Annotated in this window: 16 protein-coding genes; 12 read left to right on the top strand and 4 right to left on the bottom strand. The window is 65.0% G+C overall.

Annotated elements, in window-relative coordinates; translation table 11 throughout:
- Positions 1-128: 128 nt before the first annotated feature.
- From BQ7471_RS03480 to BQ7471_RS03470, 3 genes are all read right to left on the bottom strand, one after another.
- A complete protein-coding gene (locus BQ7471_RS03480; protein ID WP_076464226.1) occupies positions 129-965 on the bottom strand; it encodes a cytochrome c biogenesis CcdA family protein in 837 nt (278 codons plus the stop codon).
- On the bottom strand, positions 962-1,744 hold the full coding sequence (locus BQ7471_RS03475) for a DsbA family protein (protein WP_076464225.1): 783 nt from the start codon (positions 1,742-1,744) through the stop codon (positions 962-964). The genes BQ7471_RS03480 and BQ7471_RS03475 overlap by 4 nt, the downstream gene beginning before the upstream one ends.
- A 93-nt stretch (positions 1,745-1,837) precedes the next feature.
- Positions 1,838-2,134: a WhiB family transcriptional regulator gene (locus tag BQ7471_RS03470; RefSeq protein ID WP_076464223.1), complete on the bottom strand. Its 297-nt coding sequence runs from the start codon at positions 2,132-2,134 to the stop codon at positions 1,838-1,840.
- 340 nt (positions 2,135-2,474) lie between these two features.
- On the opposite strand from BQ7471_RS03470, the gene BQ7471_RS03465 reads away from it, so the two are divergent.
- From BQ7471_RS03465 to guaB, 3 genes are all read left to right on the top strand, one after another.
- Complete coding sequence (locus tag BQ7471_RS03465) at positions 2,475-3,395, top strand: MerR family transcriptional regulator (protein ID WP_076464222.1); 921 nt, start codon at positions 2,475-2,477, stop codon at positions 3,393-3,395.
- A gap of 111 nt (positions 3,396-3,506) precedes the next feature.
- Positions 3,507-4,799, top strand: a complete 1,293-nt coding sequence (locus BQ7471_RS03460; protein ID WP_076464220.1) for an AGE family epimerase/isomerase — start codon at positions 3,507-3,509, stop codon at positions 4,797-4,799.
- Between the two features lie 84 nt (positions 4,800-4,883).
- Positions 4,884-6,410 carry an IMP dehydrogenase gene (guaB, locus tag BQ7471_RS03455; protein ID WP_076464219.1) on the top strand — a complete coding sequence of 509 codons (1,527 nt, stop codon included), beginning with the start codon at positions 4,884-4,886 and terminating at the stop codon, positions 6,408-6,410.
- A gap of 82 nt (positions 6,411-6,492) precedes the next feature.
- Here guaB and BQ7471_RS03450 read toward each other — a convergent pair whose 3' ends face one another.
- Positions 6,493-7,224 (bottom strand): exonuclease domain-containing protein, encoded by a 732-nt coding sequence (locus BQ7471_RS03450; protein ID WP_235821214.1) that lies wholly within the window; start codon positions 7,222-7,224, stop codon positions 6,493-6,495.
- A 124-nt stretch (positions 7,225-7,348) separates the two neighbouring features.
- Here BQ7471_RS03450 and BQ7471_RS03445 point away from each other — a divergent pair, with 124 nt between their 5' ends.
- From BQ7471_RS03445 to BQ7471_RS03405, 9 genes are all read left to right on the top strand, one after another.
- Complete coding sequence (locus BQ7471_RS03445; protein ID WP_076464217.1) at positions 7,349-8,473, top strand: GuaB3 family IMP dehydrogenase-related protein; 1,125 nt, start codon at positions 7,349-7,351, stop codon at positions 8,471-8,473.
- A 44-nt stretch (positions 8,474-8,517) separates the two neighbouring features.
- Positions 8,518-8,787 (top strand): L,D-transpeptidase, encoded by a 270-nt coding sequence (locus tag BQ7471_RS03440; RefSeq protein WP_076464216.1) that lies wholly within the window; start codon positions 8,518-8,520, stop codon positions 8,785-8,787.
- Positions 8,788-9,017: 230 nt separating this feature from the next.
- Positions 9,018-11,411: an ExeM/NucH family extracellular endonuclease gene (locus tag BQ7471_RS03435; RefSeq protein ID WP_083663219.1), complete on the top strand. Its 2,394-nt coding sequence runs from the start codon at positions 9,018-9,020 to the stop codon at positions 11,409-11,411.
- Between the two features lie 168 nt (positions 11,412-11,579).
- The gene (locus BQ7471_RS03430; RefSeq protein WP_076464427.1) at positions 11,580-13,940 is read left to right on the top strand and encodes a bifunctional metallophosphatase/5'-nucleotidase; all 2,361 of its coding nucleotides are present in this window, start codon (positions 11,580-11,582) and stop codon (positions 13,938-13,940) included.
- A gap of 430 nt (positions 13,941-14,370) precedes the next feature.
- Positions 14,371-14,991, top strand: coding sequence for a hypothetical protein (locus BQ7471_RS03425; RefSeq protein WP_076464214.1), 621 nt, complete (start codon positions 14,371-14,373; stop codon positions 14,989-14,991).
- A 156-nt stretch (positions 14,992-15,147) separates the two neighbouring features.
- Positions 15,148-16,239 (top strand): BMP family lipoprotein, encoded by a 1,092-nt coding sequence (locus BQ7471_RS03420; RefSeq protein WP_076464212.1) that lies wholly within the window; start codon positions 15,148-15,150, stop codon positions 16,237-16,239.
- Between the two features lie 102 nt (positions 16,240-16,341).
- Complete coding sequence (locus BQ7471_RS03415) at positions 16,342-17,904, top strand: ABC transporter ATP-binding protein (RefSeq protein WP_076464211.1); 1,563 nt, start codon at positions 16,342-16,344, stop codon at positions 17,902-17,904.
- Positions 17,901-19,136 (top strand): ABC transporter permease, encoded by a 1,236-nt coding sequence (locus BQ7471_RS03410; RefSeq protein ID WP_076464209.1) that lies wholly within the window; start codon positions 17,901-17,903, stop codon positions 19,134-19,136. Before BQ7471_RS03415 ends, BQ7471_RS03410 begins: the two co-directional genes overlap by 4 nt.
- Entirely contained in the window at positions 19,133-20,407 is a 1,275-nt protein-coding gene (locus tag BQ7471_RS03405) for an ABC transporter permease (RefSeq protein WP_076464208.1), read from the top strand. Before BQ7471_RS03410 ends, BQ7471_RS03405 begins: the two co-directional genes overlap by 4 nt.

Below are 20,407 nucleotides of genomic sequence, written 5' to 3'. Positions count from 1 at the left end.
ATACGGCCTCGTTCCATGCATTGGGGCCTGTTTTCGAACGGTGCGACGTTCGGATCATGTGCGGATTGTTCCGATGGCGTGCGCAGCGTTCGGATTGGTGCTGCCAGGTGCAGGTGGTGGGGCGCCGATCAGCGGCGCCCGGAGCGGGGGAGGATGAAGAAGACGGCGACGCCGATGCAGACGACGGCTGCCAGCAGCGCCCACCACGGGACGATGCTCGACACCCTCATAATCGATTCCTCCCACGAGGCGAGTCTCTCGGCGCCGATGAGAGAGCCGAGGGGATTCGACGCCCCTGCGACGAGGAGGAGCATGCCGAGGATCACGAACAGGCTCCCGGAGAGGACATTCGTCCACGTCGTGTCGCGCCCGAGCAGGCGGAGCGGGCGCGGGCGCAACCATGACCGCTCCGAGATCGACAGGCCCCGCCATACGAGGGCGAGGAGCCCCAGGGGGAGGGCCATGCCGGTCGCGTAGAGCACCATGAGACCGCCCGCAGTCACCGGGGAGCCGCCGAGCCCGGCCGTCACGAGAACGGCACCCAGGATCGGGCCGGCGCATCCCGCGCCTGCGAAACCGTAGGTGGTGCCGAGCAGGAAGACCGACAGGGGGTGGGCGCTGTCGCGCTCATCGCCGCGCGTTGAAGGGGCGGGGCGCCGGACGAGACGGGGGCGCGGCAATTCGACGGCGAAGACCTGGACGATGCCGAGGATCATGATGAGCGCTGCGGCGGCCCTCGTCAGCAGATCCGTGTGCGAGGACAGGACGGCGCCCGCCGTCCCCGCGAGTACGCCCAGGGGGACGAGGGCGGTGACGAGACCTGCCCAGAAGAGGAGGGTGCGCGCCGCGAGCGTCGTGCGCGACGCGAAGGCGTATGCGAAGAATGCGGGGAGCAGCATCACCGAACAGGGCGCGAAGAGTGTGAGCGCACCGCCGAGCAGTGCTGCGAGCGGGGCGAGGGTCATTGGGCCGACTCGGCTTGTTTGAGGATGGTGGCGCGCACGTAGTCGAGGTCGCGGTAGCCGGAGATGTAGGAGTCGCCGATGAACATGAAAGGGGTGCCCGTGATGCCGATGCGATAGGCGCTGGTCTTCGCATTCGCAATCGTCGCGGCGGTCTCCTCGGAGTTCATCGTCGCAGTGAACCTGTCGATGTCGGTGATGCCGATCTGGCGGGCGAAGGAGATGAGGGACTCTTGCGAGTACTCGGGGTGCGACTGCGGGTCGGTCGCATGGTAGAGGGCGTCGTGGAACTCCCAGAATTTACCCTGTTCGCCGGCGGCGATGCCGGCTTGCGCGGCGAGCGGCGAGGTCTCGGTGATCTGGGCGAGGTCGCGCCACTCGATGCGCAGCGTCCCCTCCTTGACGAGGTCCTCGAGTCCGGGTTCGACGCTCTGCGCGAACAGCGTGCAGTAGGGGCAGGCGAAGTCCGAGTACAGCGTGAGGACCACGGTCGCGTCGACGTTGCCCTTCGCCTGCGGATCATTCGCATCGCGTCGGGGCTGATCGCGGATCAGTGCGAGGAGGTCGGCATTGGTCTCCGAGGGCGCGAACTCCGCTGAATCGGCGGTCTGAGCGGATTGTGCCTGCGCCGGGGCGGGGGTGTTGATCTGCGCGAGGAGGCGATTCCGGTCGGCGACGAGCACCCCGACGGTGAGCAGTAGCGCGGCGATGATGACGAAGAGGACGGCGATGAGCGGCGAACGGGCGCTGCGCTTGGATGTGGAAGTAGTAGAGGTGGTCACGTCTGGGCTCTCTGGCGTGTGAATGGTTCGCACACAGTGTGGCACGGATATGGAAAGGGCGCCGCACGTGAGTACGGCGCCCGGTGGAAGTCGTCAGGATGCTCGACGGATTCTGGTCGAGGAGCGGATCTCCTCGCGGCGCTCTTCTTCCGTCATACCGCCCCAGATCCCGTAGGGTTCTTGCGCGGCGAGGGCGTATTCGCGGCACTGAGCGAGGACAGGGCAGGTGGCGCAGATCGCCTTTGCATTCGCTGCGCGACGACGACGGGTCGAGCCGCGCTCGCCCTCGGGGTGGAAGAACAGCTCGGTGTCGAAGTCGCGGCATGCGCCGTCGTACTGCCATTCCCAGGCGTCGGAGACGGGGCCGGGCAGACGAGAGACATCAGTCATGTGTTCCTCACATTCGGCGGTGATCGGCGGGGTCCGTCCCCGTGACACCTCGACTAGTGTAGAAGATTACGCGTTACTTATTCAAGATCCGTTCACTCCTTCTCAGGAAAGTGCCAGCTAAGGTCTCTTTGCTGTGAAAATCCTGAGAGCTGAGCGTGCACGCATGTGAACAACTACGTGCACGCATATGAATAACTAATGAATAGATTCGTGTGGGTTGGTGTGCGGCTCGTGCATGGACGATCCTGTCCGTTCCGGTGGCGCCGAGCGCGTAACCGGGTGAGAATCAATGCGGGGAGCCGTTCAACGCTATGGCGATAGATGTAGGAGAGGAGCCGATATGCCGCGGGCGCCACTGAGTGCATCATCCGTCGAGGCCCCGCTCACCGTCACCGCAGTCTCCATGAGGCTCGGGGTCTCGCCCTCGACTATCCGCACGTGGGAACGCCGATACGGCCTGGGCCCTCAGGAGCGTCAAGCCGGATCTCACCGGCGCTACCGGCCGGGAGACATCGCCAGGCTCTCCAGGATGGTCGCCCTCGTCCGCCAGGGCGTCAGTCCTGCCGATGCGGCGGCCTCCATCATTGCCACAGCCCCTACGATCACCGCCGAACAGTCCGTGCCCCGCTGCTCCAAGGATCTTATCGAAGCGGCATCGACTTGCGCGATACCCCGACTCGTCGACGCACTCAATGCGGCGATCTCCGCTCATGGGCTCATCTATTCGTGGAGCCGCATCATCAGTCCCGCGCTCGACTCTCTCCACGGCGCGAACGCGGGCCATCTGCCCGGCCGCTCCCCGGCGACCAAGCTCACCGCGGCGGTCCTCGAAATCCTCGAATCTCTTGCCGCCCGCTGTCCCGACGCCGACTCCCAATCCCCATCGGTCCTCGTCCTCACCGATGTCGCTCATGAACTCGTCGCCCACGTCATCGGAGTCGCCCTCAGGTGGTACGGCCTGGACGTGCGGATCCTCATGACTGACTGCATCGACTCGGACGCCGGGGCGGATCGATTCGAGAGACATATTGCAGACAACGAGGTCGACCTCGCGATCATCATGGGGATCGGTGCCTCCTGCGAGCGCTTCACCTCTGTCATCACCCGTGAATTCGACCGTGAGGTCATGCTCGTCGGGGCGGATACCCCGATCGTCATCGACGGACATGTGACCCGTGTGCGCACCCCCGCCGCCTGCGTTGAAGAGACCCTCGCCCTCCTCGCCCCCGCCGCCCTCGTCGCTGAGGCCGGAGCGCGCTGAATCGGGACGGATACCCGCCCCGACGGCGCACTGCCTCGTCGCACTCACAGGGCGAACAGTGCTAACGTGAACCAGCCACCACCGAACGCGAAGACGCACTTGGGAGTCGATATGCAAACGCCCTGGAATGATCCCGCACTGCATGACGCATTCGATGAAGACTTCCGCGCACTCGTCGACTTCGCAAAGGCGTCGAAGTGCCCCGCGGGTTTCGCCTCACTTGACGCGGATGGAGTCATCGACGAGTCCAAACCCGTCGAATTGTGGATCGCCTGCCGTATGACCTACGTCTTCGCACTCGCACAATTGCGCGGCATCGACTCCGTCTTTGACCTCGTCGAGCATGGACTCGACTCCCTGTCCGGCCCCTTCTTCGACGACGAATGCGGCGGATGGCACTCCGCCCTCGCCACCCGCGACGAACACGCCCAACCGGCGGACAATGCCCGCAAAGAGGCCTATTCGCACGCCTTCGTCATTCTTGCGGCGGCGGCGGCCTCGCTCGCCGGACACGAGCGCGGTACGCACCTGCTCAATATCGCCCTTGAAGATCAGGACCTGCACTGGTGGGAGCCCGGGGTCGGGCGCGTTAAGAACTCCTGGAATCGCGACTGGAGCGAATGCGAGCCCTATCGCGGCCTCAACGCCACCATGCATACCGTGGAGGCGTACCTGGCCGCATGGGATGCGACCGGGAAACGCATGTGGCTCGATCGCGCTCGCGAAATGATGCGCTTCGTCGCCGAAACGGGGGCCGCTTTCGGCTGGCGCCTGCCTGAGCATTACGCGCCGGACTGGACCGCGCAGCCGGACATGTTCGCCGACAACCCCACCGACCCGTTCCGCCCCTACGGTGCGACCCCCGGCCACGGCTTCGAATGGGCAAGGCTCATCCTCCACGGCCGAGCCGCCCTCGTAGCCATTGGCGACACGCCAGGGCCCTGGATGGTCGATGTGGCGCGCGCCCTCGTCGATCGCGCGGATGCGGACGCCTGGGACGATGACGGCTGCGGCGGCTTCGTCTATACGACGGACTTCGACGGGCGCACCGTCGTGCCCACGCGCATGCACTGGGTTGCCTGTGAAGCGGTCAACGCGGTGCTCGCCCTGGGCAGGGTCTGCAAAGAACTCGATGATAAGGAGGGGGTGCGGACCCAGTCGGAGAGATTCGCCCGCTACGTCGCCTGGGCGGACCAATACCTCCACGAAGCGCCTGGACGATGGTTCCACGAACTCAACGCCGAGGGGCGGGTGTCCCATACCGTGTGGAACGGTAAGCCCGATGCCTACCACGTCGCACAGATGCTGCTCCTGCCGTCGATCGGACTCGCCCCGGGGTTCGCTGCGGCACTCGCCGCGATGAGGACCGCGAGCAGAATCGGGACCGCGGCGCACCTGCTCTAACGGGCCCGTGAGACACCCCACCAAAGCCGTTCAAAAACCGCAGCCCGGTCCGAATCGGGGGACTCCGGCGCCTACACTTCCCCCATGGGTGACTTTTCTGCGACCGATGCCTTCGGCCTCCTCGGACTGACCTACGACGACGTCCTGCTGCTCCCCGAGCTCACCGATGTCGTCCCCTCCACAGTGGATACCACGTCCCGACTCACCAAGAGGATCTCCTTGCGCGTGCCGCTCCTGTCGGCCGCAATGGACACCGTCACCGAAGCCCGCATGGCGATCGCCATGGCGCGCCAGGGCGGCATCGGCATCCTCCACCGCAACCTCCCCATCGAGGAGCAGGCCCAGCAGGTGCGCCGTGTCAAGCGCTCCGAATCGGGCATGGTGGAAGACCCCGTCACCGTCGGCCCCGATGCCACGATCGAACAGCTCGACGCCCTGTGCGGTCACTATCGGGTCTCCGGCCTGCCCGTCGTTGATGAGAAGCGGACCCTCCTCGGCATCATCACGAATCGCGACCTGCGTTTCGTCCCCGAGAAGGAGTGGGCGACCCTTACCGTCCGCGACTGTATGACGCCCCGCGAGCGCCTCGTCACCGGCGACGTCGGCATCTCCCGCGAGGACGCCAAGGCCCTCCTGGCGGAGCACCGCGTCGAAAAGCTGCCCATCGTCGACGAGGACGACCACCTCACCGGGCTCATCACCGTCAAGGACTTCGTCAAGACCGAGCAGTACCCCAATGCGACGAAGGATGACCGCGGCCGCCTCGTCGTCGGCGCGGCAGTCGGTTACTGGGGGGACACGTGGGAGCGCGCCACGGCGCTCGCGGAGGCGGGTGTCGACGTCCTCGTCGTCGACACCGCGAATGGGGGAGCCCACCTCGCCCTCGACATGATCCGCCGCATCAAGTCCGATTCCGCTTTCGACGGCATCGAGGTCATCGGCGGCAATGTCGCCACCACTGAGGGCGCCCGGGCGCTCATCGACGCGGGAGTCGACGCCGTCAAGGTCGGCGTCGGCCCCGGTTCCATCTGCACGACCCGTGTCGTCGCGGGCGTCGGAGTCCCCCAGATCACCGCGATCCATCTCGCCGCGAAGGCCTGCGGGTCGGCCGGCGTCCCCCTCATCGCAGATGGCGGCCTGCAGTACTCCGGCGATATCGGAAAGGCCCTCGTCGCAGGCGCGGACACCGTCATGCTGGGCTCGCTCCTGGCGGGCTGCGAGGAATCCCCGGGTGAAGTCGTCTTCACCAATGGCAAGCAGTACAAGCGCTACCGCGGCATGGGCTCACTCGGGGCGATGAGTTCGCGCGGGCGCACCTCCTACTCGAAGGACCGCTACTTTCAGGCCGATGTCTCCAGCGACGACAAGATCGTCCCCGAGGGCATCGAGGGCCAAGTGCCTTACACGGGTTCTCTCGCCCAGGTCATCTACCAGCTCGTCGGAGGCCTGCACCAGACGATGTTCTATCTGGGCGCCTCGACCATCGAACAGGTCAAGGCGAAGGGCCGTTTCGTGCGCATCACCTCGGCGGGCCTGCGCGAATCACATCCCCACGACGTGCGGATGACGTCGGAGGCGCCGAACTACCACTCGTCGGGCGCCAACCGCTGACGGCAGTCGATTCACAGCGCTCGTCCAGTGACGACTGGATGGCGCACGCGCACCTGCGTCATCCTCATGACGCGCGGTCCCGTCAGCCGATGGCGGATTGCGGCCACGACGGGTCGATATGGGCGTCGCGTCCGGCCCTGCGCAGATACGACTCGAAGTCGACGGCCCACTCGCGGTGCGCGTCGATTTGGAATCGGTGCAGGTCGAGCGCGGACATCGAGCGCAGATCCGTGAAGAGCGAGGACATGGCGGCTAGGACGTCGAGAGTCATCTGCACGTCGACTTCCGCGGTGTGAGCATCGGGTGAGGCGTCGACTCCGTAGACGGGCGCCATAAGCGTCAGCGTCTTCTTCCCCTTGCGGAAGCGGTCGAATCTCCTGTCGAGGACGAGGGGGTCGATGACGAGCATCGGAGCATCCGCGAGCCGATCCTCGAAGGAGGGGAGGCAGTGTCGGCGAAGCTCCGCATTCGTCAGAGTCAGGTCGTAGGACGCGTTGAAGGCAACGACCGGATATCCCCGGCGCCAGTGCTCCACCAGGGCGGAGGCGAATTCATCGAGGACCCCTTCGACGGGTGCGCCGTGGGCGCGCGCATAGTCGGTGGTGATGCCGTGGACCTGGGCCGCGGCCTCGGGGATCTCAACGCCCGGGTCTGCCAGCCAGGTGCGGACCTGATCGGGGCGCGAGGGGGAGGCGCCATCAAGGCGCAGGACGAGCGCAGCCGTCACGAGACGGTCGCGCGCTGGATCGGTTCCCGTCGTCTCCGTATCGAAACCCATCCACGGGAGCTCATGCCACGGCGTTGGAGAAGTCATAGGACCAGTGTCCACCATCGCGCGGGCATGTGCGTACGCGCGATCACCCGATGCGACTGTCGGCGCGAGGCGAAACGGAGCCGGAGCCGCCATCGTCCCCACGGATCACCGGTAGGATCGGCCCATGAGTGACGAAGTCGAAATCGGCCGGGGTAAACGCGCCAGGCGCGCCTATACGCTCGATGACATCGCGCTGGTGCCCTCGCGGCGCACCCGTGATCCCAAAGACGTCAACGTCGGCTGGCAGATCGATGCCTATCACGTCGACATCCCAGTCATGGCGGCCCCCATGGATTCGGTGATGAGCCCCGAAACGGCGATCGCCTTCGGCAGGCTCGGCGGGATCGGCGTCCTCGACCTGGACGGGCTGTGGACCCGCTACGAGGATCCCGAGCCGATCCTCGACGAGATCTCCCGTCTCGGCGAGGAGGAGTCGATCGCGAGGCTCCAGCGCATCTATTCCGAACCGATCAAACCCTCCCTCATCACGGCGCGCCTCAAGCAGCTCAGAGACGCGGGGGTCGTCGTCGCGGGCAAACTCTCGCCCCAGCGCACTCAGCAGTACTGGCGGGCAGTCGTCGACGCCGGGGTCGACCTCTTCGTGATCCGCGGTTCCACCGTGTCCGCCGAGCACGTGTCGAGTCGCCGCGAGCCCCTCAACCTCAAGCGCTTCATCTACGAGCTCGACGTTCCCGTCGTCGTCGGAGGGGTGTGCACGGATACCGCTGCCCTGCACCTCATGAGGACCGGCGCGGCCGGCGTCCTCGTGGGTTTCGGCGGGGGAGCAGCGCATTCGACGCGCCAGTCCCTCGGGGTCCATGCGCCCATGGCGACGGCGATCGCGGATGTCGCGGCGGCCAGGCGTGACTACATGGATGAGTCGGGCGGGCGATACGTGCACGTCATCGCCGATGGCGGCATCGGCCGTTCCGGCGACCTGTCGAGGGCGATCGCCTGCGGTGCGGATGCCGTCATGCTGGGCGCCGCCCTCGCCCGCGCCGAGGAGGCGCCGGGCAGGGGATGGCACTGGGGCTCGGAGGCGACGCACCCCGATATGCCGCGCGGACAGCGGGTCCGCGTCGGAACGACGGGAACCCTCGAGCAGATCCTCTACGGCCCGTCGACACGGGCCGATGGGTCCCTCAATTTCGTGGGGGCGCTCAAACGGACCATGGCGTCGACCGGGTACTCCGAGGTGAAGGACCTGCAGAAGGTGGGCGTCGTCGTCAACCCCTATCGTCCGAGCTGAGCCGGGGCTGCCCGGCAAGAGTCGTTGCATGCGGATTCCGGCTCGTGGACGCTGGGCGATGGCAACTGCATCACGAGTGGCCGTGCTCCGTCGGCAAGGCATCGATTCCGACGGTGAGGGGCTCCTTCTCCATCGGATCGCGCGGGTACTCCTTCGGCTCCGGGTATACCGCCTACTACTGGACGCAGTTCTCCGACGACTACCTCTTCCATTCGATCCTGTACCACCAGGGCAGCCTCTCGGTGAAGGACGGGACTCTCGGCGGCCATGTGTCACACGACTGCATCCGCATGCGGATCGAGGATGCCCGGTGAATTAACACGAACGTCCCCTCGGGCGCCCGCGTCGTCGTGTACTGACGCGCCCCGATGGGCGGATATGGGAAGTGTTTCGACGAAGGTCTGGTAATCCTCCTCTCAACTTGATACATTTGTAAAAGTCGAATTTGCAATAAGACAAGGTTGTTGAAAATGATTCGACTTTCCCATCACCACGGTGAAGTGGTGACCCTTGATGAGAGGACATTCCATTGCACGCAGTGACAATGCGGACAGCTCTCGGTGCACTCGCGATATGCGCGCTCGTTGGCATGCCCCTGACGGCATATGCCGCACCGGAGGGCGACGCGCCGACCAACGGCACCGGTGCCCTTCCCGGCGAAATCGCAGCGGGAGCCGACTCGGGCGCCGCGACCGATGACACAGACGCTCCTGCGCCCGCCGCCCACGAACAGCCCGATGGCGGCGCTCAGAGCGCTGCAGCGCCCGAATCCGAGGACGCCTCGGCTGTGAGCGACGCAGCGATGAGCGGTGGGGAGGTAGCGCCGACCGCTCCGCAGGCCCAGCGTGCGCCGTCCTCACTGATCACCCCGATCGCCGAGATCCAAAAGACCAACGGCACCGACGATGACTCCGCGATGCTCAAGACGAAGGTCACAACGATGGGGCGGGTGACCGCCGTATTCCCGACGAAGCAGGACGGTCTGTCCGGCACCTTCGACGGCTTCTACATCCAGACCCCGGGCACTGGCGGCGCGTGGGATCCCACGCGCGAGTCCTCCGACGCCGTCTTCGTGTACGCGGGGAAGAAGGACCTCTCATTCCCTGAGGTCGGACAGTGCGTGCAAGTCACGGGTTATGTCAACGAGTACTCGGGTAAGAAGAAGGACGAGGACTCGCCCGGGATCCTCAGCCTCACGCAGATCGCCTCGCCCTCGATCGAGGCGTTCGACGGCGAATGCCTCGACGTTGCCCCGGTTCCCCTGCCCGGCGTGCCGACCGCGGAGCAGATGGAGGCGCTCGAAGGTATGCTCGTCGCACCCGGGGGGACGTGGACCATTACCGACAACTACGCTGCGGGCCAATCGGGAACCCTTAGCATCACTCCCGGGGATGCGCCCCTGCGCTCGGCAACGGATGTCGTCGCCCCCGGAGATGCTGCGAAGACAATGGAGGAGGAGAACGCCGCCAAGCAGATCGTCCTCGACGACGGGACTAACACCTACCTGCACAGCGGGGCCGCGACGAATGCGGAACTCGCCTACCTCGCCAATGGGTCGCCCGCCCGCGTCGGATACCGCCTGAGCTTCACCAGCCCCGTCCTCCTCGATTCGCGCAACCAGGCGTTCGTGTTCCAACCGACGACGATGGTCGCCGGGCACCGCAACCTGTCTCCCGTCTCCATCAGCGGTGAGCGCCCCGGGGCGCCGAGCGTGGGGGGAGACGTCACTATCGCCACCTTCAACGTCCTCAACTACTTCACCGACCTCGGCGAGGATTTTCCTGATGACTGCCCGAAGGCCTACGAGGATCGCGAGAAGAATAAGGTCACAGTCAAACAGGATAAGAATGTCTCGTGGAAGTGCCCGGTTCGCGGCGCATACTCCGCGCAGGCATTCGCCAATCAGCAGGCGAAGATCGTCCAGGCCATCAACACCATCAACGCGGATGTCGTCGCCCTCGAAGAGATCGAGAACCCTGTGGGCGCGGGCGTCGGAGACGACCGGGATGCGGCCCTGAAAAAACTGGTCGACGCCCTCAATGCGAACTCGCACGGCGATGCCAAGTGGGCGTTCGTGCCGAGCCCTGCCGCAGTCCCCGATAAGGAGGATGCCATCCGCACCGCCTTCATCTACCAGCCTGCACGGATCACGGCCGTCGGAGAGTCGATCATCCTCGACGATCCGGCGTTCACGGGTCTGGCCCGCCAGCCCCTCGCCCAGGAGTTCGCGCCGGTCGTTGATGATCAGCACACGGGGACGAACATCGTCGTCATTGCGAATCACTTCAAGTCCAAGGGCTCGGTGCCCAAGGGAATGGAAGAGGGCAACACGGACACCGGCGATGGTCAGGGCAACTCGAATGCGATCCGCGTCGCGCAGGCGCGCGCCCTCGCCGACTTCGCCACGCAGTTCGAACAGACGCCAACACTGCTCGTCGGGGACTTCAACGCCTACACCATGGAGGACCCCCTCACTGTTCTGCGCGAGAAGGGATGGGTGCACAAGTCGGGCGGCGCCGACGCCTCATATGTCTATGGCGGACGCTCGGGCTCCCTCGACCATGTCTTCGCGAACGCTGCGGGCGATGGTCGAGTCGTCGAGGTCGCATCCTGGGCGCTCAACGCCCAAGAATCCGTGTCCTTCGAGTATTCGCGCGCGAACTATAACGCTCATCTGAAGTTCGAGTCGGACAACCCCTACCGATCCTCGGACCACAACCCGGAGATCGTCGGACTCGCGCTCATCAGCGAGGTCGCGCCCGCGCCCCAACCCTCCCCGGAGCCGACGCCCGGCGGGACGGATGGCGGGGCGACGCCCACTGCAACGCCGACGCTTGCAGCGACCGGCGCGAATACGGACGCCGTTGCCCTCATCGGTATCGTGCTCCTAGGCAGTGGCCTGGTCGCAGTGCGCGCGCGCAAAAAATCGCGCGGCTGACCGAACCACCCCCACTCAAACAGACACCCCATCAACACTCGTGGGGGCGACGGGCCCCCGCACACGGTGAACGCCGTCGGCGCCGATCGGATCATCCGCGGCGCCGACGGTCGGCCGGGTCGGAGACGATGCGGCCGAGTGATTCGAGAGGAACACATGACACAGCACATGACCACGCGAAAGAGCCGACTAGCGGTGGGAATCGCCACCGCGAGCATCCTCATGGCCGCCCCGAGCGCAGCGCTCGCACAGCCCGCGGGCGACGGCGGAGGCGGTGCAGAGCGGGAACCCGCAGTGGAGGCAGTCGATGAAACGCCCGCCCCATCTGACGCGGGCGGCGCCGACGAGGCCGGGGAAGCGGCACCGCCGGCCCCCGGCGCTGATGGGGCGGATGCCGCCCTCGCGCCTGCGACCGGGCAGACGCGTTCATCGGTCGTCACCCTCGACCTGTACAATCTCACGGACGTCCACGGGCACATTGAACAAGTCGTGAAGAAGGGCGTCGTCCGCGAGGCGGGCCTGCCTGCGATGAACTGCTACCTCAAGCAGGCCAGGGCCGCGAACCCGAACTCCTCCTTCACGCTCCTCGGCGACAACATCGGGGCCTCCCCCTACACCTCGGGCTCCCTGAAGGACAATCCGACGATCGCGGCGCTCAACACACTCAACCCGCTCGCCTCGACCATCGGCAACCACGAGCTCGACATGGGGCAGGCCGTCTTCAAGCAGCGAGTCGACGGATCCAACCCCGGTGAATTCGTGCAGGTGGGCTTCCCTTACCTCGGCGCGAACATCGAGGGCATGGGCTCCTGGTCGAAGGGAGGGGTGCAAACCCCCTACCTCGGCGACTACGAGGTCTGGGAGTCGCCTGCGGGTGTGAAGGTCGCCTTCATCGGCGCGATCGCCGAGGATGTGCCCTACAAGCTCAGCCCCGGCACGACCTCGGGACTCACCTTCACCGATCCCCTCGCGAAGATCGACGCCCTCGCCAAGAGCATCAAGGAGAAGGGCGAGGCCCAGATCGTCATCGCAATGCTCGACGACGACGTGAAGAACAACTATCCGAAGGTCAGCGAGCACGTGGACGGCATCATGGGCGGCGACACCCACGTGCCCTACGAGTTCGACAAGGTTGACTCCGCCGAGAGGCTCGACTCGAAGAACCCGCTCCTCGCGGGCGTCGCCTCCGGCTCCTACACCGACAACCTCGGCCTGATCCGCATCTCCTACGACACCGCGACGAACACGGTTGTCTCCGCCGATACACAGCTCATCCCCGCATCCACGGTCGCGCAATGCGGCACCGACCCCGCCACCCAGGCGGTCGTCGACCAGGCGGTCGCCGACTCGCAGGAGGCGGGCAAGGCAGTCGTCGGAACCGGCTACACGCAGTCCTTCAAGCGCGGCGTCTTCACGACCCCCTCCGGGGCCACCGACCCCGGGTCCAACCGCGGCATTGAATCGAGTCTCGGGGACTTCGTCGCCGACGCCATGAGGGAGACCATCCTCGTTGAGGGCAACACCCCCGTCGATATCGGCATCATCAACGCCGGGGGACTGCGCGACGACCTCATCCCGAACGAGGACGGGAGCATCACCTACGCCCAGTCCTACTCAGTCATGCCCTTCTCCAACGAGCTCGGCTACGTGTCCATCACCGGCGCCGACTTCAAGCGGGCGCTCGAACAGCAGTGGAAGACCGACCTCAACTCCCAGAACTCCCGGCCGTTGCTCAAGCTCGGGATCTCCTCGAACGTGCGCTACACCTACGACCCGGCCAAGCCCTACGGCGAGCGCATCACCTCCGTCATGGTCAACGACGAGCCCCTCGATCCGGCGAAGACCTACACCGTCGGCTCGGTGACCTTCCTCCTCGACGGCGGAGACTCCTTCGACGCCCTCACCGCGGGCGGCCCGGCGAAGACGAACGGCAACCTCGATCGCGACAAGTTCAACGAGTTCCTCGCCGCCCACTCGGGCGCGGCGCCTCGCGCGGCCAAGTCCGCGATCGGCCTGAGCCTGCCCGCCGAGCCCGTCGCCGACGGCACGACCGTGACGATCCCCCTGCGCGGCCTCTCCTTCTCCGAGGGCCCCTCGATCACGCAGAACGTCACCCTCTCCCTCGACGGAGCGAAGGCGAGCGCGCCGGTGAACAACGACCTCGTCGACGAGCACGCCTCCGACGAAGCCGCGATCATCACCACCGACGGCGCCGGACGGGCGAGCGTCGAGGTCGCGGTCACGGCCGGGAAGCGCTGCGAGGGACTCCCCGCAGGTGAGACCGTCAAGGTCCCCGTTTCCGTGTCCACGGACTTCGCCGAGGTCGTCACCGCGACCCAGGGGCTGAGCGTCCCGGTGATCTGCCCGGCGGCTGCTCCGGCCCCCGAGGCGCCCCAGCCGCAGGCGCAGCCCGGGAATGCCCCGGAGGCGAAACTCGCCAAGACCGGCTCCTCTGCCGATCTGGCCGCGGGCGCGGCGATCCTCCTCGCACTCGCAGGGGCGGGATTGCTTTCCCGAAAGCGGGCCTGAGAAGGGGAGTGGCGCCGTGAGCGTCGGCGCATCCTCGTTCCTTCTCCTCTGAGTGAAGGACACCGCTCACAGGCGGGGCCGGGTCGAAACCCGGCCCCGCCTGTGAGCAGGAGATGCCGGCGATGAACAACCAGATCGAGGGGCGACGAACGCGCCCCCTACGGTGGCGCCGTTATGCCGGACTTGCCTGCGGATCGGGCGTCGCGCCGTGGAACCGTCGGGTCACGATTTGCTAAAGGCTCTGGTATTCGTCTCCCGTTCTCATTACACTTTACACTTGCAAATCCCGAAGCTGACGAAATGTCAAGAAGTTGTCTGTGGTGAGACATCGCCATCGTCGCCACGGATCGCAGGATTCGGGGAGCATCGGTGCATTGCCGACGATCCCCGTCGGCGGTGCGCGAGTCGAGAATACAGTCAGGAGGCCGCCATGCCGTGGTGGGAAATCATCGGGTGGATCGGATCCGCCCTCGTCGTCATCTCACTCATCGTCCCCTCGGTCCGCAGATTCAGGCGGATGAACCTCGCAGGGAGCCTGATCGCGACCGTGTACAACATCGTCTTCGGGATCTGGCCGTATGCGGCGATGAATGCCATCATCACCGTCATCGACTCCTACTGGCTGTACAAGCTGCGCACCGAGGACTCGCGCCACTACCGGGTCACCCCGGTCGACTCTGCGTCCGCGCTCGTCGCGGACTTCGTCACCCGTCACGGGCAGTCGATCTCGCAGGCGTATCCGGGCTTCGAGAGTGGGCAATTGGAGGGGTCGCGCGCCTTCGTCACCCTGCACGAGGACGAGATCATCGGTCTCTTCGCCTACAGTGTTGACGGGGGAGAGGGGCTGATTCGTCTCGACTTCGTAACAGATCGCTTCCGTGACCTCAAACCCGGGAAAACGCTCTACGCTGATTCGACAATCGTTACCGAAGGGGTGGAACGGCTGGTCATCGCCGCCGATGCCACTTCTGACCCCTCTTATTTCGTCAGCCAGGGGTTCTCGCTCATCAACGAGAGGCTCGTTCGGGATACGCGCGAAATAGAGGCTTGACATTCTGCGAACGGCGCACCACAATTTGATCAAGCGTCAATTTGCGGTTTTACAAAAGTTCATCACTGGTGATGGGCGGCCGCGGATGACGATCATCAACACATAGGGTGCGCGCATGCGCAGTTCAACGGTGAACGACTGATCTGGAGGAAAACCATGAACACCCTGACGAAGTGCATTGCAGTGGCGGGTGTCGCTGCGCTCGCACTGGGCGCCTGCGGCGCCAAGACCGACAATGCGGGATCCGGCGGCGCTGGCGCTACCGACAGCGCATCATTCAAGGCCTGCGCCGTCTCCGACGCCGGCGGCTGGGACGACAAGTCCTTCAACGAATCCGCATATGAGGGCCTGACCGCCGCGAAGAACGAACTCGGCGTCAAAGTCAACACCGCGGAGTCCTCCTCCGACGCCGACTTCAAGCCGAATGTCGAAGCCATGATCGCCGATGGCTGCAATCTCACCATCGGCGTGGGCTTCAACCTCGAAAAGGCCATCCACTCGGCCGCGGAAGAGAACCCGGATCTTCACTTCGCCCTCGTCGACTCGTCCTTCTCCGACTCGAGCTCCAATGTCGTCACCGTCGCCAACGGTCGTCCGTTGCTCTTCAACACCGCTGAAGCGGCATTCCTCGCCGGCTACGTCGCCGCGGGCATGACCCAGACGGGCAAGGTCGCCACCTTCGGCGGCATGCAGATCCCCTCAGTCTCCATCTTCATGGACGGCTTCGCCGACGGCGTCGACGCCTACAACAAGGCGAAGGGCACCGATGTCCAGCTGCTCGGCTGGAACAAGGAGACCCAAAACGGCTCCTTCACCAATTCCTTCGATGATCAGTCGCTCGGCAAGCAGCAGGCGCAGCAGTTCATCGACCAGGGCGCAGACATCATCATGCCGGTTGCAGGCCCGGTCGGCCTTGGAGCCGCCGCAGCCGCCCTCGCCGACGGCAACACCCTGATCATCGGCGTCGACTCCGACTGGTACGAGGCCAACCCCGACTATGCGTCGATCATCCTCACTTCGGTGAAAAAGGAAATCGGCCACTCCGTTACGCAGGCCATCTCCGATTCGGTTGCAGGCAAGTTCTCCTCGGATCCTTACATCGGCTCCCTGGCGAATGACGGCGTGTCCATCGCCCCATTCCATGACTTCGACTCGAAGGTCTCCGACGAGCTCAAGGGCGAGGTCGACAAGCTCACCGAACAGATCAAGTCCGGCAAACTGAAGGTCGAAACCCCGAACGCTCCGTGATTCAGTTGCTCTGAGGGCGTGGTGGAGGCTACTTCGCCACGCCCTCAGTGTCACCCGATACCCCGCCCGCCATCAATTACGTGAGCCTAAGGACGGTTTGCAGTGAAATTGGAACTCAGAGGGATCACCAAACGCTTTGGCCCTCTCGTCGCGAATAACAAGATCGATTTGACGATCGAAGAGGGCCGCATCCACGCCCTCCTCGGAGAAAACGGCGCCGGCAAGTCGACCCTCATGAACGTCATCTACGGGCTCTACGACCCCGATGAGGGCGAGATCCTCATCGACGGCGCGCCCGTCTCGTTCAAGGGCCCCGGCGACGCGGTGGCCGCAGGCATCGGCATGGTCCACCAGCACTTCATGCTGATCCCCGTGTTCACCGTCGCCGAGTCCATCGCCCTGGGCTACGAGCCCACAGGCAAGGCCGGGCTCATCAACGTCGCCAAAACCAGAGCGCTCGTCAAGGAAGTCTCTGCGCGCTTCGGATTCGACCTCGACCCCGATGCGAAGATCGAAGACCTGCCGGTCGGCGCCCAGCAGCGAGTCGAAATCGTCAAGGCCCTGTCTCGAGACGCGAAGGTCCTCATCCTCGACGAGCCGACCGCGGTCCTCACCCCGCAGGAGACCGACGAACTCATGGTGATCATGCGCCAGCTCGCAGACGCCGGGACCTCCATCGTCTTCATCACCCACAAACTCCGCGAGGTCCGCGCCGTAGCCGACGACATCACGGTCATCCGCCGCGGAGCCGTCGTCGGCACCGCCTCTCCGCAGGCCAGCGAGGCCGAACTCGCCACGAAGATGGTCGGCCGCCCCGTCATGATGAAAGTCGAGAAGGGCCCCGCCAACCCCAGCGGCGGCGGACTCTCCTTCGACGCAGTCTCACTGCTGTCCGACTCGGGCACCCCCCTCCTCGATCACATCACATTGACGGTTGAGCGCGGCGAAGTCGTCGCCATCGCCGGCGTCCAGGGCAATGGCCAGACCGAACTCGCCGAAGTGATCCTCGGCCTGAAAACCCCCGACTCGGGCACCATCACCCTCGAGGGGTCCGACATCACCCATTCGAATCCGCGCAAGTCGCTCGACGCGGGAGTCGGATTCATCCCCGAGGACCGCTCGCGCGACGGCATCATCGCATCCTTCTCCATCGCGGAGAACCTCATCCTCGACCAGTACAACCAGGCCCCCTTCTCCGCGGGCCCGATGCTCCGCCTCGGAGTCATCGACAAGAACGCCAACGACAAGAGGGACGAGTACGACATTCGCCTCACCCGTATCTCCGATCCGATCTCGACGCTGTCGGGCGGTAACCAGCAAAAGGTCGTCGTCGCCCGCGAGATCTCACGCGATGTCCGCCTCCTCGTCGCCAACCAGCCGACCCGAGGCGTCGACGTCGGCTCCATTGAATTCATTCACAAGCGCATCGTCGACGTGCGCGACAACGGGACCCCGGTACTGCTCATCTCCTCCGAATTGGACGAGGTGGTTGCACTCGCCGACAGGATCGCCGTCATGTACCGGGGACGCATCATGGGAATCGTCCCTGCGGACACCTCCCGCGAGGTCCTCGGCCTCATGATGGCGGGCGTCCCGATGGAGGAGGCCATGGCCCAGCAATCGACCGCACCCGATTCCGATACACCCAAGGAGGTGACACGATGAGTACCGAGAAACAGCCCTCGAAAGCGATGATCGTCCTTCGCCAGGCTCTGAGTTCGTCGTGGTTCGTCTCGATCCTCGCAGTCCTCATCGCCTTCGCACTCGGAGCGATCCTCATCGTCATGGCAGGCGCATCTATCACCGATGCCTACTACGCCATGTTCCGCGGAGCGATCTTCGATCCGGAGGCGACGACTTTCCAGCGCCAGATCAAGCCGCTCACCGACTCCTTCTTCTATGCGATCCCGCTCATCATTGGCGGACTCGGACTGGGCTTCGGATTCCGCGCAGGCCTGTTCAACATCGGCGGACAGGGCCAGGTCATCTTCGGCGCACTCGCCGCCGTCTGGGTGGGATTCGCCCTCGAAATGCCCCCGGTGATCCACACCCTCGTCGCCATCAGCGCGGCGATCTTCGCCGGGGCGTTCTACGCGGGAATCGCCGGCGTCCTCAAGGCGAAGACCGGAGCCAATGAAGTGATCGTCACGATCATGCTCAACTCGATCGCAGGCCTCGCACTGGGATACATCCTCACGAAGAAGTCCTGGCAGGTCCCCGGATCAAACCAGCCGCAGACTCCCGAGGTCGCAGACACGGCGGAACTGATCCGCCTGCTCCCCGCACCCTTCAAACTCCACGCGGGCATCCTTGTGGTCGTTCTCGCGGTCCTTGTGTACTGGTGGCTTCTCGACCGCTCGACTCTCGGATACGAGGTGCGAGCGGTGGGCGCCAACCCGGATGCGGCGCGCACCGGGGGGATCTCCGTCGCGAGGATCACCGCCCTCACCATGATCATCTCCGGCGGTTTCATGGGCCTGGCGGGCGCCAATGAGGCGCTTGGAACGATCGGCTACGTCTCGCGCAACGTCGCCGGATCGATCGGCTTCGACGCCATCACCGTGGCGCTGCTGGGACGGAACAAGCCCCTGGGGACCTTCTTCGCGGGCCTGCTCTTCGGAGCCTTCAAAGCGGGCGGCTACATCATGCAATCGAAGGGCGTGCCGATCGATATGATCCTCATCCTTCAGTCCGTCATCGTCCTGCTCATCGCGGCACCCGCACTTGTGCGCTGGCTCTTCCACTTGCCCAAACCGACGGGGAAGTCCCTGCGCGCACAATTCGCCGCCATTGGCGGCACCACTCCCGCTGCGGCGGGCACAGGGGCAGTGTCGGAGCCTCATACCACAGCGTCCGGCGATGAAGCGGCCGACGAGTCGAAAGGAGCAGCACGATGAGTACAGTTTCCACTCTCGATGACGTGCAGCGTAAACGATCATGGAAGATGCCGATCGTCTACGGCCTGGCCACTCTTCTCCTCGCATTCTTCGCGGCGACAGCGAAGGGCGATGTCACCCTGAGGCTCAATGACAAGGCTCAGGCGATGTCCATCCCCGACCTCGTCTTCGCAGGATCGGGTGTTCTGTGGGTTCTCTTCATCCTCGTCGCCATTGCGGCCGCCTGGTCGATTGCGATGACTGCCAAGAATTCGACGCCCAACCGGATCATCGACATCATCATGATGGCGATCGCGGGCATCTCCACGGTCCTCGCGTTCCTCTTCTACGCGGGCTCAGGATCCACGGGCGTCGTCACCCTCACCTCGACCCTCGTCTCCACTGTCGCCATCTCGACGCCGCTCATTTTCGGAGCCTTGTCAGGTGTCGTCTCCGAGCACGTCGGCGTCGTCAATATCGCAATCGAGGGCGACCTCCTCGTCGGCGCCTTCGCGGGCGTCATGGCGGCCTCCTTCTTCAATACGCCTTATGCGGGGCTCATTGTCGCCCCCATCGCGGGCGCATTGCTGGGGAGCCTGCTCGCACTGTTCTCGGTTCGTTATGGCGTGGATCAGATCATCGTCGGCGTCGTCCTCAATGTCCTCGCCCTGGGGCTGACGACCTTCTTCTACGGAACCCTCATGAAGGTCGATCCTGCCTCTCTCAATACGAACAAGTTCTCGCTCACACCGATCAAGATCCCCGGACTCGCGGAGATCCCGATCATCGGCCCCGTGTTCTTCAACCAGACCATCCTCGTCTACGCCATGTACGCGGTCGTCGTCGTGTTGACGATCTTCCTGTATCGCTCGCGATGGGGACTGCGTCTGAGGGCATGCGGCGAGCACCCGCGCGCAGCCGACACCGTCGGCATCAACGTCAACCGCACGCGCAGCCGCAATACGATCCTCGGATCGGCGCTGGCGGGCCTGGGAGGCGCATTCTTCACCATCGGATCGGGCCTGGCCTTCACCGATAACATCTCCGCGGGCAATGGTTACATCGCCCTCGCGGCGATGATCCTCGGCAAGTGGCACCCCCTCGGTGCAACCGCTGCAGCCGTGATGTTCGGCTTCGCCCAGGCTGTGGCTCGGCTCCTGCCGAATATCGCACCGGCGATCCCCTCCGACCTCGTGTCGATGATCCCCTACGCGGTGACGATCGTCGCCGTCGCCGGATTCGTCGGCAAGTCGAAGGCTCCTGCGGCCGAGAACATCCCCTACGTGAAGTGA

The sequence above is a fragment of the Actinomyces mediterranea genome (assembly GCF_900155595.1).
GTDB lineage: Bacteria > Actinomycetota > Actinomycetes > Actinomycetales > Actinomycetaceae > Pauljensenia > Pauljensenia mediterranea.
The sequence above is the reverse complement of the archived record's forward strand: the minus strand, read 5'-3'. Positions and strand labels throughout refer to the sequence as shown.